The following is a 17,495-nucleotide window of genomic DNA, read 5'->3' on the forward strand; positions in this document are numbered from 1 at the left end:
GGAAGAACCTCGACGTGCCGGAGGGCGAACGCTTCGCGTGGAATCCGAATTCCACGTATGTGCGCCGGCAGACCTTCTTCGACGGCATGCGACACGAACCTGAGCCGGTGCAGAACATCCACGGCGCCCGCACGCTGGCGCTGCTCGGCGATTCGGTCACGACCGACCATATCTCGCCCGCGGGCGCATTCAAGTCCTCAAGCCCGGCCGGGCAGTATTTGATCGCCCACGGCGTGCAGCAGAAGGATTTCAACTCCTATGGCTCGCGGCGCGGCAACCATGAGATCATGGTGCGCGGCACTTTCGGCAACATCCGCCTGCGCAACCAGCTGCTCGCCTCGGTCGGCCACGAGGTCACGCCCGGTGGCTTTACCTACGATTTCCTCGCGCAGGAGCCGACGACGATCTTCGACGCCGCGATGCACTACCGCAAGGAGGGCATTCCGCTCGTGGTGCTGGCCGGCAAGGAATACGGCACCGGCTCGTCGCGCGACTGGGCGGCCAAAGGCACGGCGATGCTCGGCGTCAAGGCCGTCATCACCTGCAGCTTCGAACGCATCCACCGCTCGAACTTGATCGGCATGGGCGTGCTGCCCTTGCAGTTCCCCGACGGAGAGTCAATCGAGTCCTTGGGCCTCGACGGCACCGAAACATTCGACATCTCGGGCATCGAAACGCTCAACAGCGGCGCCATCCCCAAGACCGTAGCGGTCCGGGCCGTCAAATCCGACGGCAGTGCCGTGCAATTCGACGCGACGGTGCGCATTGACACCCCCGGAGAGGCGGAGTATTACCGCAACGGCGGCATTTTGCAGTACGTCTTGAGAAACCTCATGAAGTAGTACGCACTGCCCCATCGCGCAATCCTATAGTGCGCACGGATCGACCTCTCACAGACCATCATTGGCTGCCTCGGGATTTCGCAAAATGCGCGCACTCCGGGATTGTCCGATTGCGTAGTGCGCGCCGCAACCCTAGTTCCGACTGCCGAAGATGCGCAGCAGGTAGAGGAACATGTTGACGAAGTCGAGATAAAGGCTCAGCGCGCAGATGATCGATATGCGCCTGAGCGTATCGGTGCCTGTCGCATATTGGGCGAAGAGTGCCCGGGTGCGCTGCGCATCATATGCCGTCAACCCGGCGAAGATCAGCAAGCCGGCTGCAGAGATCAGCCTGATCATGCCGTCCGAAGGCGCGACGAACATCAGGATCACCTGTCCCACGATGAGCACGAGCAGCGCGACCATGAGGATCGGGCCGGCCTTGAGCATATCGATCTTCGTAGTGAGGGCGAGCATCGTCAACGCCACGAAGAAGCCAGCGCTCAACAGCAACGCGACGCCGATGGACCCGAGATCATAGACCATGAAAATCGAGCTGAGAGTGAAGCCCATCAGCGCCGCATAGATGTAGAACATCGCATAAGCCGTGCCGGTCTTCATTTTCATGATGCGCGCGCCGAGCATGACGGCCATCACGACCTGTACGACGGCCAACCCGATCCAGCCGATCATGCCTGTGGCGTTGAGGAAGGCGTTAAGCGCGCCGGTCACCTGCGTGGCGATCGCCACGGCTGCGGTGACCAGCAGGCCGAGCGTCATCTGGCCATAGGCGTTCGCGACCGAGACTCGCCTCGTGCGCTCATAAGAATACGCAATCTGAGCGTCGACCGGACCCAGCCCGGAGCCCGGTTGCGCGGCATAGCCGTATTGCTGGCCATTGGGATTCTGCCCGACAGGCACCTGTGCGCCCTGCGCCTGATGATTCTGATAGCTCTGGAATACAGGCTGGCTGTTCTGCTGCTGCTCAGGCTGCCCATACTGCGGATTGAATTGGCTGCGATTGTCCTGCGGTTGTCTGCCAAACGTCATGACTGCTCCTTAACTCACTTACGCTTTCATCCTAGGATAAGTCACTCACCCTGTGTGTTAGCTTGGAGCGCAGCACAGTTTCACGAATTTACTCCGCTGCCCTCTTTTCGGATTGATGCGCCTGAGATTCTCCACATATCGTTTGTCATATGAAGCAGTCTGGACGGGTCTGCAGCGGTTTGCGCCAGAGGCCAAAGGGGCTGCTGTCTGATTACCATGGAATTGCAGGCGTGCGGCAGAACTGGACGGTAGGTAGTCCGGCAGCTAGTCAGCCAATCAGCTGAAGAATCCGGGCGGCCGGTCATTGAAGCAGCAGTCGATACAGCAGATGACCTGCTGAGACGGCAACGAATAACAACACAAGCGAATCGAGGAAGCATGGCAAACGGCATCAAGAGCCCATCCATCACCCTGAACAACGGTATCACCATCCCGCAGCTGGGGCTGGGCGTGTTCCAGACGAAAAGCGGCAAGGAAACATCTGACGCGGTGCGCGAAGCCTTGCTGGCCGGATATCGGCACATCGACACTGCACGCGCCTACAATAACGAGGAATCGGTAGGGGAAGGGCTGCGCGAGTCCGGCTTGAGGCGACGGGACGTGTTCATCACGACGAAGCTGTGGAACGACGACGCGCGCTCTGGCATCACCAGGGACGCCTTCTATGCGAGCCTGGACCGGCTCGGTACGGATTATATTGATCTGTATCTGATCCACTGGCCGGTCGACGGCTGGGAGAAGGCATGGGAGACGATGGCTGAGCTCTATGCCGAGCGGCGTGTGCGGGCGATCGGCGTGAGCAATTTCCAGCCGCATCATCTCGATACCTTGCTGAAAATCAGCGACACCAAGCCAGCGGTCGACCAAGTCGAATCCTCGCCGCAGTTCGCCAACGCGCAAGTCGTCGACTACGCGAAATCCAAGGGCATCGATGTGGAGGCATACAGCCCGCTGGGCGGCACCGGCGGCTCGCTGCTGCGTAATCCTGCGCTCGCCGCAATCGCCGAACGCTACGGCAAGTCACCGGCGCAGGTCGTGATCCGCTGGCACTTGCAGCGCGGGCTGATCGTGATCCCGAAGTCGACGCATGCCGAGCGCATCCGCCAGAACTTTGATGTCTTCGACTTCCAGCTGTCCGACGACGACACGAAAGCCATCGATGCGTTGGACACCGGCGAACGTACTGGCGCGGACCCGGATAATTTCAATTTCTGAGTTCGGAGAAACGGCCTGAGGCGGCTCTGCAGCGGATATGCGATCCGACGCAGAGCCGCCTCGCGTTTGAGAGTAATGGCAGTTCAGTGATGGCCCTCATCTTCCTTAGACGGGAAAACTTGGGTATCCGGCCTATTTGTAGCAGATTTCAAGGTCTGTAGACACCTATCGGTCTTATCTGTAGCACCGTCGTCGCAGGCCTTCGACTATCGAGGCCATCACACTGCGGTTTTCTTAGCCGTATAGAGTCGGTCCAGATGAAGAGCTGCTACAAATAAGGCTGATATACCTCGGCAGACCTTGGAAGCTGCTACAAATAAGGGAGATGCAGATTCCCCGTGCCGAGAGCAGCGTTGTGGCGCACAGACCACCTATGCGCGGACGGCGAGGGCCAAAGCTCTACTGCTGCCGCGGCTCTTTGCGCGGAGCCTCATCGCCCTGAGGCGCGCCGTTGATGTCGCGGTGGATGTTCTGCATCTGCGCCTCGATGTTCTGCAGACTGCGTGCGCAGTCGAGCAGCGTTTGCGAGTGCTCGTTGAGCCGCGAATCCGGCAGATCGGTTTTGTAGCGCAGCGCATGTTCGAGACTGGCCCAGTAATCCATAGCAATCGTGCGGAACTGCACCTCGACCGGCGTGTAATGCGCGCCCGAAGAGAGGAACACCGGCACCGCGTAGATCACATGCAGGCTGCGATAGCCGTTCTGTTTCGGTGTTTTGATATAGTCTTTGACCCGCAGCACTTGGATGTCGGATTGCGCCGAAAGATAATTCGAAACCGAATACACGTCGTCGCGGTAGTTGCATATGACACGGATGCCTGCCACATCGAAAAGATTGTCCTTGATCGACTGCGTGGTGACCGGCAGCTCTTTGCGTTCGAGCTTCTCGATGATCGAATCGACCGACTTGAGCCTTCGCTCGAGATGATGGATCGGATTGTGCTCGAAGCGTACTTGAAACTCGCCGTCGAGCACATCGAGCTTCGTACTGATCTCGTACATCGCCCCTTCATACACCTGCATGAGATCGATGAACGCGGTGACTTCCTCCTTGGGGAAGTGGAACGCGCCGGATTGCGCGGCTTCGAGCCGGGCCTGGATACTCGCGGTGTTGATGCTGTCGTGGCGGTCTAATATCACGAGCAACCATCATAGCCGGTGCAGCTGGCAGGCGTCGATGTGGCTTTCCCAGCTTTCCGGCCCGGGCAGCGTGATGAGTGGTTTGAGGGTGAGCAGGAGCGATGTCGCCCCGCACAGCCCTGCGCACATGATGAGCGCCGCGGCAGTGTATCCGAGCTTGGTCATCAGCACCCCCGCCAGCGAGACGAATATCGCGTAGGCGCCCATGCCGCACAGGGTCTGAGCGGCATCCAGGCGACCTTGGTTATTTTTGGAGACGAGCAGCGCGCTAAAACCTCCCCCTACGGCGTTGGTTGCAGGCAATAGGAGCAGCCCGAAAAAGAGAAATGCGCCTTTGAGCCAGACACTCTGCGGCAACGCCACGCCAAAACTGCTGGCGGATAACAGTATGAAGGACACGGCAAAGATCACTCCGCCGGGCACGCGACTGATGATGTGGGAAGTGGCAAAGGCTCCGAGCAGCATACCGAGCGAACTGATCGAGAGCACGAGCGCAGCGGTGAAGGTGCTGTGCGTGACCTGCACGATGTGCATCTGCGTAATGAGTATGAGCGCGTTGATCGAGCCATTGAATATCAGGGATCCGAGCGTCATTCTCCGTTGGAAAGGCCATCTGAACAGATAGACGATGCCATCGAGCGCGCCGCGCCATGTGGCGACCTGGGATTGTGGGGCGGAAGGCTCAGCATTATCGACGGTGTTGTTGGAAATGTCGGCTGCTGCGGCGGGATTGGCATCGTCGTCGCCGTGTTTCCAGTACCGGCGGATATGCCACGAGCCCATGGTGGCGACGATGTTGAGCAGCGCCGCCGTGAGCAGGGGCATCATGTTGCCGAATTTCATAAGCAGGCCAGACAGCGGATCGCCCAGGATATTGAGCGCCGCATCACGTCCGTTGTTGATCGTCAGCGCGTGTGGCAGCTGAGCGTCGGGCACGATGCCGCGCAGCATCGAGTGCGAGGTGCCGGACAGCAAGCCGCTGCGCAGGCCCATAAGGACGGCGAAGACGACCAATGCGACCATGCCGAGCATGTTCATCCAGTCGAAGGCTGCCATGCAGGCGAACAGCACAGTGCCGCTGATACCCCAGGCGAGCATGAGCCTGCGCCGGTCGACGCGATCCTGAACCACGCCGCCGGGGATGCTGAATGCGGCGAGCACGCAGCTTTCCAAACCGCTGATGAACGACGCCTGGGCGGGCGAACCGGTGGAGGTCAGTGCGATCAGCGGGATTGCAAAGCCGACAAGGCTGGCGCCTAGCGTGCTGCTGGTGTCGGCCGTCAGCCAGGCGCCGTAATCGGTTCCCTCCCACAGAGATACGGAATCTTTGTCACCCTGTGATGCGGTGGGTGCTGCGGCCTGCGCAGAAGCTCCCACCGAGTGGGGTGCCCCAATTGCGACGGCGGCTGTTGCTGCAGCCGACGCGGCGGTGCCAGTGGCCGTGTTGCTTACAGCGGCGTTGCGTGCGGTAGTGCTGTTCGAAAAATCGCTGTGCAAAGGAATGCCTCTTTCTTGCATTTTTGACAGATTTGGCTAGGGGCCGCGCATTAGCGGATTGCGGATTGGAAGCACCATGCTGTGAAGAGACTGCACGGCATAATGAAGCTCGGCGTAGTGAAACGCAGCGTAGTGAAACGCAGCGTGATGAACGCAGCGTGATGAGCCACCGCGGGAGAATTACAGCATGCGGAATCGTTGCACGATGGCGTTCAGATCGTGGGAGAGCTCGCGCGCGTCAGACTCGACCAGCCTGCCCTGCATGTCGGCGTCGCGCAGCAGATCGTGCATCTGCATGCTGAAGCGGTACAAGTTCGATTCGGCCTCCTCCAGCGGCTGGCGTGCAGCGCGGCTGCCGTCCTGCCCTGCTCCATCCTGTTGTGCGCTGTTATGTCCTGTCCCACGCTCGTCGTCTCGCCGACTGCGCCGGCGCGTACCGTCGCGCGAGCGGTATTCTTCGCGCGTATCGGCGAAAGGGCTGCCCGTGGACCGATCCGAGGATGGTCTAGCGTCGCGGTGCGGATAAGAGCGAAAGTCCGTCTTGTCCAAGTCATCCTTGAGCGAGCTCATGGCCTGCCGCACGTCGGAGCGCAGCTTATCGGCCATGGCGCGGGCCGACATGTCGATGTCGTCCTCAAGCTGGCCGGTCTCGTCCTTGCGTTTGCGCAGCTCCTCCCGCCCGGCGTCGGTGATGGAGTAGATGGTCCTGCGTCCTGCCTCCTCTTTGGCGATCAGCCCGTCTTCAGTCAGTTTGGCGAGCCGCGGGTAGATGGTGCCTGCGCTGGGCACATAGGTGCCGTTGAAACGCTGCTCGATCGCCTGCATCAGCTCGTAGCCGTGCATCGGCTGGTCGGCCAGCAGCGTGAGCAGATAGAGCCGCATCTGCCCGTGCGCGAAGACCTGCGTGCTCATCGCGCCTCATCGCCCGCATGGTCAGACTCATTGTCGTCAGAGGCGTTGCCGTCATCGTCGCTGTCGCCAACCCTGATGTCGTAGCCGCGATCGTCAGTGAAGGAAGCGCGATCATATTCGTCGCAATGTCTGCCGCTGGAGCGGCGCCGATCGCGATCATCGTCGCCATCGTGTTCGTCGCCAAGGTCGTCGTCGAAACGCAGCGGCTCCCGGCGCACCACCTTGAGGCTGCCGGATATGGCATTGAACTCGACTGTGGTGGCCGGACCGTCCTTCGGTCCGTCGCTGTAGTCGAAACCCTTGAATCGCGTATGGAAACGCTTCCCGTCGATCAACGCGGTGCCGCGCATGGAGTTCATCGAGTATTCGGCGCGCACCCGCGGATCCAATCGCACGGCCATATTGCCGCTGACTGCATTGGCTTCGAGATGCCGTGGCGCGCCCAAGGCATCGACGTACAGGTCGCCGCTCACGCTATTGGTCTCGATATCGCGGAAATCGCCGCTGAGCACGACTTCGCCGCTCACCGTGGTGGCTTCGACGCTGCCGTGATGGTTGCGTGCCTCCACTTTGCCGCTGACATTATTCAGTTCGAGTTTGCCGCGCAGCCCGTCCGAGATGACCGAACCGGATACGGTCGACAGCTCGGCGCCGTGGTCGAGACCGCTGATAAGGCTGTCGCCCTGCACCGATGCCACCTCGACCTCGATGCCGCGAGGCACGAGCAGGCTGATGTCGGCGTGCAGACGTTTGGTGTCGCGCTTCAGGCCGAACAAACCGCGCCAGCCATGCACGTTGACGGTTATCGAACTGCCATGCGCGATGTGGACGGCATCCTTTGGGTGGGTGATGATCAGCTGGCCCTTCTTGAATTGCACATCGACAGGCTCACCGGCGACGTTGGAGATTTCCAAGCGTGCGTAATCGTCATCCGTGCCGATGATGTCAATGCGCCCGCGAATGATGAACACGTCAAGCGATGAGACGCCATCAAGCTCGATGACTTTGCTTTTGCCGACTTCCACCTGCCAATGCTCATGATTGCCGTGGTGCTCGTATTCGGCCATAACCGCTCCTTATATTCGTTCAGCGGCCGGGTTCGTGCTGCTGCCGTTCGTCCGGTATCGCGTGATATCAAACTGGCCACGGACCCTTAGGCTGATTCCGTTCGCGATGTATCGCTTATCAGAAGCGTATCACGTTATATCGCGATATAATATTGGCGTGTCGTTGGTTCAAGGGCATCCACGGCCAGCGGCTGGGTGGCGAAGGACGGCTTGGCGGCTACAATCGCGCCTATGATCGGAAACACGAACGAGACACGTCACATCGACAACGCGCAGGACGCAGGCGGCTTGCACAGCGCAGCCGATGCTCGGCATGCTGGTGGCGAAGCGGGCGGCGTTGACGTGTCAAATGACGGCATGCGGGCCGGTGGCGCTGCCGGCGTCGATCCTGGCGGCCCACGCAGAGTCGTTTCGATCATCGGGCCTACCGCTTCGGGCAAAACCGGACTTGCCATCGCGTTGGCACAGGTGCTGAATGCGCAGATGCCGCGATCTTACAATGACGCGGCCGAGATCATCAATGCCGATGCCTACCAGATGTATCGTGGCATGGATATCGGCACGGCGAAGGCGACGGCGCAGGAGCGTCAGGCAGTGCCGCACCATTTGATCGACATCATCGAGCCCGAGGATTCCATGAGCGTGGCGAATTTCCAAAAACTGGCTCGTGCGTGCATAGGCCGATTGCAAGAACACGGTATCAGGCCGATTCTCGTCGGCGGCTCGGGGCTGTACGCTCGCGCCGCGATCGACGATATCGTCTTTCCTGCGACCGATCCTGCATTGCGGGCACGGCTGGAGGAACGAGCCGAAAGCGAAGGCTCCGGTGCGTTGTATGCCGAGCTGCAGGCCAAGGATCCGCAGGCTGCTGCGCGCATGGATCCGCACAATTCGCGCCGCACGATCCGCGCGCTGGAAGTCATTGCAATCACTGGAAAACCATATTCGGCGAGTCTGCCGCGGTATCGCTATGTCATGCCTGCTGTGCAGATCGGGCTTGATCTGCCGCGCGATGAGCTCGACCGGCGCATCGACATCCGAACGCAGGCGATGCGCCGGGCTGGTTTCGTCGACGAGGTGCGCCGCCTGCGGCCGCGGCTGGGGATCACTGCAGCGCGGGCACTGGGATATCAGCAGATTCTGGAGGCGCTCGACGGCGATATCAGCGAGGACGAGGCTTTCGCGCAAATAGCCCAGCATACCAAGCGTCTGGCGCGCAAGCAGATGGGGTGGTTCGGGCGCGATCCCCGGATTCACTGGCTTGACGCGCTTGATCCGCAGCTCGTGAGCCGCACGCTTGAAATCGTGCAGCGGGCGGATGCAGGAGCTTATGATGAGCATGACGCGCATGCGATCGGCTACGCTCGGCATCGCCTCGGTGACCTGAGCCCGCGACGGTGATTCAAGGCAATGCCGATTCAATGCGTCGGCGGTTCAGCGCATCGACAATCGACAGCATAGCGTGACGATAATGCGCTGCGTCATTGACCCATCGCATCGGGGCCTTACACGCATCAAGAACTCAGTGCGCCGGACCCTGGTCCCAGCCGGCGCACAGGAATACCCGCGTGGGATTGGCGGTCCGGGCGATCGCGCCGAACAGCTGCTCGAATCCGCCGACATCGCCCGTGTACGCTTTGCGTTTCGCCTGGTTGTAGCTGTACCGGGTGACGGCGCCCCAGTCGAGATCCCAGCCTGCATCATGGGCGAGCCGCGAGGCGAAGATGCGCAGCACCATCGCATTGCCGCCTTTGAATGGGTGCAAGTAGCCCAGCTCGTCGTATATCTTCGCCAATTCGCGCACAAAAACATCACGATCCAGATTGCGCAGATTCCGTTTGTCGTTCAGTTCGGTGGAGATATTCATCGCGCCAGTGTCAATCAGCACGGCAGGGAAGAAGGCTTCCGGATCTGTGTCTCGCGCAGTTTCGATGCCGGCGTCTGCATTATTGCCGCGCGTGCCGGCCGCTTGGGCGCGCGGCGCGCCGTGGTCTTTAACGCCCTGACCTGTAACGCTGTGATCCTTGACGTCCTTGGTGCGCGGCAGCCCTGCATCATCGTAAACACCGCCGAACAGCGCGCGATGAATAGCCTTGAGCTCAGCCAGATCGCCGGTGGGATTCCATCCGCGCTCGGCAAGCAGCACAGTGCGGGCGAAGACGCTGCCTGCGGGATCATGCGGATTGCTGTCGGCCACGGCGATCAGGCGGAGCGCATCGGCGTTTCCGTCGACATAGTCGCGTGCGGCGCGGCGCGTCGGATCATTCGGCGTTATTGCTTCCAGCTCGCAGTTCTTCTGGGCGAATGCGACTGCGATGGCACGTTCTGCAGGAGTCATACCAGCCAATCATAGCCGATGGGAACGGGAGCCGGTAGAATCGGGTGCGTTATGGCACGAACCGCATCTTCAGCAAACAACGTCCGCAAGTCCTCCCGATCGCAGTCGAAGGGCTCTGCGACGCGTGCCTCCGGGACGGGCGATGCGCGCCCGCCGGAGCCTCTGTGGCGCAAGATCCTGCTCGCGGTGCCCCGAGGCATCGGCAAAATCGTGCGCACGATCGGCGGCGTGGGGGATTATGACCCCGAGAATCGCAGTGACGGCTGGTGTTTCATCCTGCTCGTGTTGGCGATCGCGTTCTGCGCTTCGGAATGGGTGCGCGTCGACGGCGTACTGGGCCGGGCGCTGCACGCTTTCGCATCCGGTCTGTTCGGCGTCATGAGCGTGGTGCTGCCCGTGCTCTTGGGGTATCTTTCAATCAGGCTGATGCGCAATACCGGCAAGGGCGCGGACAACCCCAAAATAGTGACTGGCTGGACGCTGCTGCTGTGGTCGGTATGCTCGATCATCGACGTCACGATGGCTTCTGACATGCGTTCTTTCGATATGGCTGTGCTGCAGCGATCCGGCGGCCTGCTCGGTTTCGCACTGGGTTCGCCGCTCTCCTGGGGCCTTTCCAAGGTTTTTGCGATCCTCATCTTCGTTGTTACCGCGTTGTTCGCGCTGCTGCTCATCGCCCGCATGCATGTGAGCGAAGTGCCTGGGCGTATCCGCAGTCTGTTCGGCCGCTCGCAGGCCGCACAGACTGATGGCGAGTCGCAGGCGCAGGACGAGCAGTTCCCCAACGAGGTGCATGTAGGCGAGGGCACGCTCTCGTTCGCGCAGGGCGTGCCTTCGCATGACGACAATAACGACGCGGCGCAGCCGCAGGGCACGGCGGATGGCCAAGGCGGATTGTGGTCTAGGTTCTTCTCGCGTTTCTCCCGCAAAAACAGGGAGCAGCGCGGCGCCGCCTTGGAGCGTTACGAGAATGACACGGCTTTCGACAAGGCGGCGCGCAGCCATGGCGAAAGCGCGCAGTTTCCGGCGGTCGGGGATTCCGGCGATTCGCCGCAGGGCGGCGTTGAACCCGCGCATACTGTCTTTGATCATTCGTATGGCGCGGCTGCCTATGGCGATGGCGGCGAGGATGGCGGCAGCGGCGGCGAGCAGCCCACGGTAGCGCTTCATCCGCTGAATGCCGCGGAAAGCCTCAATCCTGTTGGCGCCGTTGCCGGCGGTGCCGGTCAGACAGCCGTGCCCGCCTCGGCCGGTTCCGATCCTTGGGCCGCGATAGGGGTGCCGGGCGCTGCCCCGAATGACGATGAAACCGTGCTTGTGGACGCCGCGACCGGGGAGGTCGCCGGCACGGGAGGCGGTAATGCGGCCGCTGACGATGCACAGGCACCTTATCAGTTGCCCGATCTCAACCTGCTCGTCAAAGGACAGCCGCATGCGATGCGCACGCCGGCCAACGACAATGTCATTCGCGCCCTGACCTCCACCTTCCAGCAGTTCAACGTGGATGCGAAAGTCGTCGGCTTCCTGCGCGGCCCTTCGGTCACCCAGTACGAGGTGGAACTGGGGCCGGGGGTCAAGGTCGAGAAGGTCACCAATCTGCAGCGTAATATCGCCTATGCGGTGGCAAGCTCCGACGTGCGCATCCTGTCGCCTATTCCCGGCAAGTCGGCCATCGGCATCGAAATCCCGAATGTTGACCGCGAAATCGTGCATCTGGGCGATGTGCTGCGCTCCGACGAGGCAGTGAACGATTCCAACCCGATGCTCGCCGGCGTGGGCAAGGACGTCGAGGGGCATTTCGTCACGGCCGATCTGACCAAGATGCCGCATCTGCTCGTGGCCGGCGCCACCGGCTCGGGCAAATCGAGCTTCATCAACTCCATGCTCACCTCGATCATCATGCGCGCCACCCCCGAGCAGGTGCGCATGATCATGGTGGATCCCAAACGCGTGGAGCTTTCGGCGTACGCAGGTATCCCGCACCTGCTCACGCCCATCATCACCGACCCGAAGAAGGCGGCGCAGGCCCTTGAATGGGTGGTCAAGGAGATGGATGCGCGCTACGACGACCTGCAGTTCTTCGGCTTCCGCCATGTCAAGGATTTCAACGAGGCGGTGCGCGCCGGCAAAGTGCACGCCCCGGCCGGCTCCAAGCGCAAGGTCGCTCCATACCCGTATCTGCTCGTTGTAGTCGATGAGATGGCCGATCTCATGATGATCGCCAAGAACGATGTCGAAAGTTCGATCCAGCGCATCACGCAGCTGGCCCGCGCCGCCGGCGTGCATCTGGTGCTCGCCACGCAGCGGCCGTCGGTCGATGTTGTCACCGGCCTGATCAAGGCGAATATTCCTTCCAGGCTCGCATTCGCCACGTCGTCGGCCACCGACTCGCGCGTCATCCTCGATTCGGTTGGCGCCGAGACGCTGATCGGACAGGGTGATGCGCTCTTCCTGCCCATGGGATCCGCCAAGGCATTGCGCGTGCAGGGGTCATGGGTCGGCGAATCCGAGATCCGTAAGGCGGTCGAATTCGTGCGCACTCAGCGCAAGCCGCATTACCGTGAAGACATCGAGCAGATGGCTCAGGAGGCCGAGAAGCATGCGGTCGAGCCTGACGAGGATATCGGCGACGACATGGATGTGCTGCTGCAGGCGGCCGAGCTGGTCGTCACCACGCAGTTCGGCTCCACTTCGATGCTGCAGCGCAAACTGCGCGTCGGTTTCGCCAAGGCAGGCAGGCTGATGGATCTGCTTGAGTCGCGTGGCATCGTAGGGCCCTCCGAAGGATCGAAGGCCCGCCAGGTGATCGTGCAGCCGCAGGACTTGCAGCAGGTCCTTGCCTTCATTCGCGGAGAGACCGGTTCGTTGCAGACTTCCGTTGAAACACGCGAAGAATCGGCCGGTCAAGTGGGCGGCGGGCATCTGGCATAGCTCCGGCTCGGTCGATGGCGGTACGGATCGCCGAGGTATTGATATCGCGCTAAGGTAAATGGTATGCAAACACGGGATGAACGCAAGACATCGTTATGGGACGGGTGGAACAGCCCACCGAATCTGGTGACCTATTCGCGCATCGTGCTGGTGCTGATTTTCATCGGGTTCGATATCGCCGCAGGGGCGTGGGGCGCGCAGAATGTGGGGATGCGGTGGACCGCCGCCGTTCTGTTCGTCATCGCCGCGTCCACCGACAAGCTCGATGGCTGGATGGCGCGCACATATAATCAGGTGACCGAGCTGGGCAAGCTTATGGATCCCATCGCCGACAAGCTGCTGATTCTGGCGACGCTGGTTGTGGCTTCGGCGTTCGGCGAGGTCTACTGGTGGGTTACGGTCCTGTTCATCATCCGCGAACTCGGCATCACCGTGATGCGGTTCTTCGTCATCGATACGGGCGGCAAGGTCATCGCCGCTTCGCAGGCGGGCAAATATAAGACCTTGACCGAATGCATCGGCCTCGCCATGCTGCTGGCCCCGGTGTGGTCGCTGGCTGCGGATGGGTCGGACGCTACATGGGTCAACGTCTACAACATCGCCACACAAGTGATTATCTATATTGCGCTCGTACTGTGCCTGTATTCAGGCGGCGAATATCTTGTCAACACCTTTGGCCGCCGTGCGGCGGCGTCGTCGGCCGACGACAATCAGTCGGCATGACGGTCGGCGTGCCGGACAATGGCAGGGCGAACGCCGGCGCTCCTTCTGCGCTGAACGACGCTGATGGCACTGCTCGCGACGAAAACGAATCAACGGTTCTGGTCGAGCGTTGTGACGCGCTGGCTGCCGGGATCCTTGCGCGTTGCCGGTCACGCAAGGTGAAGATCGCCGCTGCCGAATCGCTTACCGGAGGCCTCTTGGCGGATGCCTTTGTGCGGGTGCCGGGCGCTTCGACGGTGTTCCTCGGTTCGGCCGTCACCTACGATACCGCCGCCAAGGCATCAATGCTTCACGTGGATGCCGGGCTGCTCGCACGCGAGGGCGCGGTGCATCCCGAGGTGGCCCGCCAGATGGCGCAGGCCACTGCCGAACTGTATCGCCAGCCGCACTATGACGCTGTCATCGGACTATCGACCACCGGCGTCGCAGGCCCTGGCCCGGATGGCGACAAGCCCGCGGGGCTGGTGTACATAGGCTTGGCGATTCCGGCGGCGTTTTCCGCGTCCGGGCGGGCGCAAACCATCGTGCGCGAGCTGCATTGCCATGGTTCCCGTGAAGAGGTCCGGCATCAGAGCGTGTTAAGCGTTCTGGAAAACCTGAGTGAACTCACAGATAACTCACAGGAATAATCTCGTCCCCCCACTGTTGTTCATAGTGTAAGCCAAGAACACACAAGCCGAAAGGGATGGCGCAGATGGACACGATGACTCTCACCAATGAACAGACGGATGTGAATACCCTTGCGACACGCCCGGTTCAGGCCGGCAACGCACGCGTGCGGGATCTGACCCCAGTGCAGCGGCGGGCCGTGATGTTCGCCCAGCAGCAGGTGCTTCGCGCGCGGGAGGCCAAGAGGGCCAAGGCCGAACGTCAGGCTGCGCTCAGCCGTATGTGGCAGGCCGAGGATGCCGAGCAGACCAAACCGCGTGCATCGTCGCGCAAACATGAATCCGCTGCCGAGAGTAAGGATATGTCGCTGCGCGAGGCGATCGGCCATGTGCTGCGCGACCTGCGCACCAGAGACCACAAGACGCTGCGCGAGGTGAGCGAGAAGGCCGGCGTATCCCTCGGCTATCTTTCGGAAGTCGAGCGCGGGCAGAAAGAGGCCAGCTCCGAGCTGCTTGCCTCGATCGCCGAGTCTTTGGGCCTGAGCACCGCGCAAATGCTGCGCATGGTCGCCGACTACCTCGATTCCCTCGAAGTGTGAGTGATCAGGTAGGCGTGAACGGCATGAAGCGTACTCCGGCAATGACGGCGAAGCAATACGACAATGCTTAGCAGCCCGATAAGCCCAACGGCAAACAAACCCGCCATCGCAAGAGTGGCGGGTTTTGCATGTGTGGCGGCGTTTGCGTTGTGGCGCCGACTAGATGCAATCCTGTGACTGATTTTGTTCGCGGCTGATGCGCCGCATCGGCGCGGACCGTGTGCGGATGCAGTGTGGATTTCGTGAGCAGATGGATAAAGTGGGACGACGGAACGAGGGAATCGGGGGCTTGTGCGCGAACGTGAATTCTGGGAGCTGGTTGAGGAGGTATTCGGGCGCGGCTACGGCCGCAGCTTGGCTCGCGACCAGCAGCTTGGCGCTCTTGAAGGCATGAGCGTCGTTCAGGCTCTGGCCGCGGGCGTCGAACCGCGCGTCATCTGGAACGTGCTCTGCGACCAGATGGACATCCCTGATTCGAAGCGATGGGGCAGGGACCACAATGCACCGCCGCTGCCTGCTCGCTAATCGGGTGGCGCGACCCGCTTATGGCCGGGTCGCCGGCCGCACGGTGAGGGCCACGCGCCAGGTGAACGCGACACGCGCCTTTCGCATATATGCAAGGTATTCGAACAAATGTTCGTATTCCGGGCTACACTGGGACACAGTGAAAATTTAACCAGTGCGATGAATGCATGCCGGGCGATGCGGCGGCGTATATGCGTGGCATACATTCATTGCATAGACTCGCGGCGCAGATCATTGCGTATTGGTGCTGTGCGGATAATACATCACCAGCCTTGCGGCGCGTGCTATCGGGCGGCTAGGGATTATGCGATGCAGCGAACGCTCGGCGTGTCGTAATGGCAAGCCTTCGACCACAATGGCCTGCCACGGGTTGCTGAGGCAGCATGTCACGCCATACCGTGGGATGCGACGCAGGTCATCAACGCATATCGTCATAATCGTAAACGTTAAGGAGCAGACATGGCACATCAGACGAAAACGGCCGAGAAAGGCAATGCGGCCGACGCGCATGGCACGGATCCGCGGCGTCAGGCGGCGCTGGAAACCGCGCTGCAGCAGGTGGAGAAAAACTTCGGCAAGGGGTCGGCGATGCGTTTGGGCGACAAACCCGCGCAAGACATCGAGGTCATCCCTACCGGTTCCTTGGCACTTGACATGGCCCTCGGCATCGGCGGGTTGCCTCGCGGGCGCATCGTGGAGATATATGGGCCCGAATCCTCGGGCAAGACGACGTTGGCGTTGCACGTGGTAGCCAACGCGCAGAAAACCGGGGGTGTGGCGGCTTTCATCGACGCGGAGCACGCGCTGGATCCGGTCTACGCCAGGCACCTGGGTGTGGACACGGACTCGCTGATCGTCTCGCAGCCGGACAATGGCGAGCAGGCGCTGGAAATCGCGGACATGCTGATTCGTTCGGGCGCGCTCGACGTCATCGTCATCGATTCGGTGGCGGCTTTGGTGCCTAAGGCCGAAATCGAGGGCGAAATGGGCGACAGCCATGTCGGGCTGCAGGCCAGGCTCATGAGTCAGGCGCTGCGCAAAATGACCGGTGCGCTCTCCCAGGCCGGCACAACGGCCATCTTCATCAACCAGCTGCGCGAGAAGATCGGCGTTTTCTTCGGTAGCCCGGAAACCACGACTGGCGGCAAGGCGCTGAAGTTCTATTCCTCGGTGCGGTTGGACATCCGCCGCATTCAGACCCTGAAGAACGGGGATGAGGCAGTCGGCAACCGCACCAAGGTCAAAGTCGTGAAGAACAAGATGGCGCCACCTTTCAAATTCGCCGAATTCGATGTGCTCTACGGCGAGGGCATTTCGAAGGAAGGCTCCGTGCTGGACATGGCGCTGCAAAGCAATGTGGTCAAGAAGTCCGGATCATGGTTCACCTACGACGGCGACCAGCTGGGGCAGGGACGCGAAAATGTGCGCCAGTTCCTCAAAGACAATCCGGCCATCACCGAAGAGATCGAGCACAAGGTCAAGGTCGCGTTCGGCATGATTCCTTCAGACGAGCCGTCGGATGACGCTGATGGCGTGCAGAAAGGCGATGTCTCGGCTGATTCGAGTTCTGCGCGCAACGAGAGGGAGACGAAACCCGCCACGGCCAAAGCGGCCTGATAGTTGCCATTGGACGGAAGCGTGAGAAGTTTTACGATGCAAAGTGGGGCAAAGGCATGATCAGCGTCGAAGCGTTTCTCCGCAGCCGTGAACCGCTCCCTGAGGATCCATCCGATGATGCGAAACAGGCCGATAACGTGGGCGTCTACGATGGCGTAAAGGCCAAGGACGAGGTAAATGTCCCAGCTGATGTAAATGGCTCGGCTGGCGCGGATCGTGCGGACCATGCGGTGTCGCGAGCCGGGCACGGCGCAATGCCTCGTACTGGGCGTATCGGAACGTCAGCTGGCGGCGGCCGGCACAGGCCCCGCGCCGCGCGGCGTACGAGCGGTGGTTCCTTTGGCGGCCGATCTTTCCGTGGCGCTTTCAGCGCCTCGCGCGCGTCGGCGGACGATGGATGCAAACGAGAGGACTCGCAGGATGTCGATTCCTGCCGCGAGGCGGCGTTGACG

General features: G+C 61.3%; 15 protein-coding genes and 1 pseudogene. 10 read left to right on the forward strand and 6 right to left on the reverse strand.

Annotated elements, in window-relative coordinates:
- A pseudogene (acnA, locus tag LKG04_RS07905) lies at positions 1-842 on the forward strand (aconitate hydratase); the annotation flags it as partial.
- 132 nt (positions 843-974) lie between these two features.
- On the opposite strand, the gene LKG04_RS07910 reads toward acnA, so the two are convergent.
- Positions 975-1,871, reverse strand: coding sequence for a Bax inhibitor-1/YccA family protein (locus tag LKG04_RS07910; protein WP_291763714.1), 897 nt, complete (start codon positions 1,869-1,871; stop codon positions 975-977).
- Between the two features lie 378 nt (positions 1,872-2,249).
- Here LKG04_RS07910 and LKG04_RS07915 point away from each other — a divergent pair, with 378 nt between their 5' ends.
- A complete protein-coding gene (locus LKG04_RS07915; protein WP_291763717.1) occupies positions 2,250-3,086 on the forward strand; it encodes an aldo/keto reductase in 837 nt (278 codons plus the stop codon).
- 399 nt (positions 3,087-3,485) lie between these two features.
- Here the strand turns inward: LKG04_RS07915 and LKG04_RS07920 are convergent, their stop codons facing one another.
- The 4 genes from LKG04_RS07920 to LKG04_RS07935 all read right to left on the reverse strand — a co-directional run bounded on the left by LKG04_RS07920 (position 3,486) and on the right by LKG04_RS07935 (position 7,702).
- Positions 3,486-4,226 (reverse strand): GTP pyrophosphokinase, encoded by a 741-nt coding sequence (locus tag LKG04_RS07920; protein ID WP_291763720.1) that lies wholly within the window; start codon positions 4,224-4,226, stop codon positions 3,486-3,488.
- A gap of 9 nt (positions 4,227-4,235) precedes the next feature.
- Complete coding sequence (locus LKG04_RS07925) at positions 4,236-5,723, reverse strand: MFS transporter (RefSeq protein WP_291763721.1); 1,488 nt, start codon at positions 5,721-5,723, stop codon at positions 4,236-4,238.
- A 180-nt stretch (positions 5,724-5,903) separates the two neighbouring features.
- Positions 5,904-6,635, reverse strand: a complete 732-nt coding sequence (locus tag LKG04_RS07930) for a PadR family transcriptional regulator (RefSeq protein ID WP_291763723.1) — start codon at positions 6,633-6,635, stop codon at positions 5,904-5,906.
- The gene (locus tag LKG04_RS07935) at positions 6,632-7,702 is read right to left on the reverse strand and encodes a hypothetical protein (protein ID WP_291763726.1); all 1,071 of its coding nucleotides are present in this window, start codon (positions 7,700-7,702) and stop codon (positions 6,632-6,634) included. The genes LKG04_RS07930 and LKG04_RS07935 overlap by 4 nt, the downstream gene beginning before the upstream one ends.
- A gap of 357 nt (positions 7,703-8,059) precedes the next feature.
- Here LKG04_RS07935 and miaA point away from each other — a divergent pair, with 357 nt between their 5' ends.
- Positions 8,060-9,103 (forward strand): tRNA (adenosine(37)-N6)-dimethylallyltransferase MiaA, encoded by a 1,044-nt coding sequence (miaA, locus tag LKG04_RS07940; protein ID WP_291763746.1) that lies wholly within the window; start codon positions 8,060-8,062, stop codon positions 9,101-9,103.
- Positions 9,104-9,224: 121 nt separating this feature from the next.
- On the opposite strand, the gene LKG04_RS07945 is transcribed toward miaA, so the two are convergent.
- On the reverse strand, positions 9,225-10,040 hold the full coding sequence (locus LKG04_RS07945; protein ID WP_291763729.1) for a Fic/DOC family protein: 816 nt from the start codon (positions 10,038-10,040) through the stop codon (positions 9,225-9,227).
- 51 nt (positions 10,041-10,091) lie between these two features.
- Between LKG04_RS07945 and LKG04_RS07950 the strand changes: the two genes are divergently transcribed.
- The 7 genes from LKG04_RS07950 to LKG04_RS07980 all read left to right on the forward strand — a co-directional run.
- On the forward strand, positions 10,092-12,971 hold the full coding sequence (locus LKG04_RS07950; protein ID WP_291763732.1) for an FtsK/SpoIIIE family DNA translocase: 2,880 nt from the start codon (positions 10,092-10,094) through the stop codon (positions 12,969-12,971).
- Positions 12,972-13,034: 63 nt separating this feature from the next.
- Positions 13,035-13,694, forward strand: coding sequence for a CDP-diacylglycerol--glycerol-3-phosphate 3-phosphatidyltransferase (gene pgsA / locus LKG04_RS07955; RefSeq protein ID WP_291763735.1), 660 nt, complete (start codon positions 13,035-13,037; stop codon positions 13,692-13,694).
- 98 nt (positions 13,695-13,792) lie between these two features.
- Positions 13,793-14,323 carry a CinA family protein gene (locus tag LKG04_RS07960; RefSeq protein WP_291763749.1) on the forward strand — a complete coding sequence of 177 codons (531 nt, stop codon included), beginning with the start codon at positions 13,793-13,795 and terminating at the stop codon, positions 14,321-14,323.
- A 65-nt stretch (positions 14,324-14,388) separates the two neighbouring features.
- On the forward strand, positions 14,389-14,901 hold the full coding sequence (locus tag LKG04_RS07965; RefSeq protein ID WP_291763737.1) for a helix-turn-helix domain-containing protein: 513 nt from the start codon (positions 14,389-14,391) through the stop codon (positions 14,899-14,901).
- 291 nt (positions 14,902-15,192) lie between these two features.
- A complete protein-coding gene (locus tag LKG04_RS07970; protein ID WP_291763739.1) occupies positions 15,193-15,426 on the forward strand; it encodes a DUF3046 domain-containing protein in 234 nt (77 codons plus the stop codon).
- A 459-nt stretch (positions 15,427-15,885) separates the two neighbouring features.
- Positions 15,886-17,043, forward strand: a complete 1,158-nt coding sequence (gene recA / locus LKG04_RS07975; RefSeq protein ID WP_291763742.1) for a recombinase RecA — start codon at positions 15,886-15,888, stop codon at positions 17,041-17,043.
- Positions 17,044-17,099: 56 nt separating this feature from the next.
- Positions 17,100-17,495 (forward strand): hypothetical protein (locus LKG04_RS07980; protein WP_291763744.1); only part of this gene is annotated, 396 nt, incomplete at its 3' end.

The sequence above is a fragment of the Bifidobacterium sp. genome (assembly GCF_022640935.1).
In the GTDB taxonomy this organism is placed as follows: Bacteria; Actinomycetota; Actinomycetes; order Actinomycetales; family Bifidobacteriaceae; genus Bifidobacterium.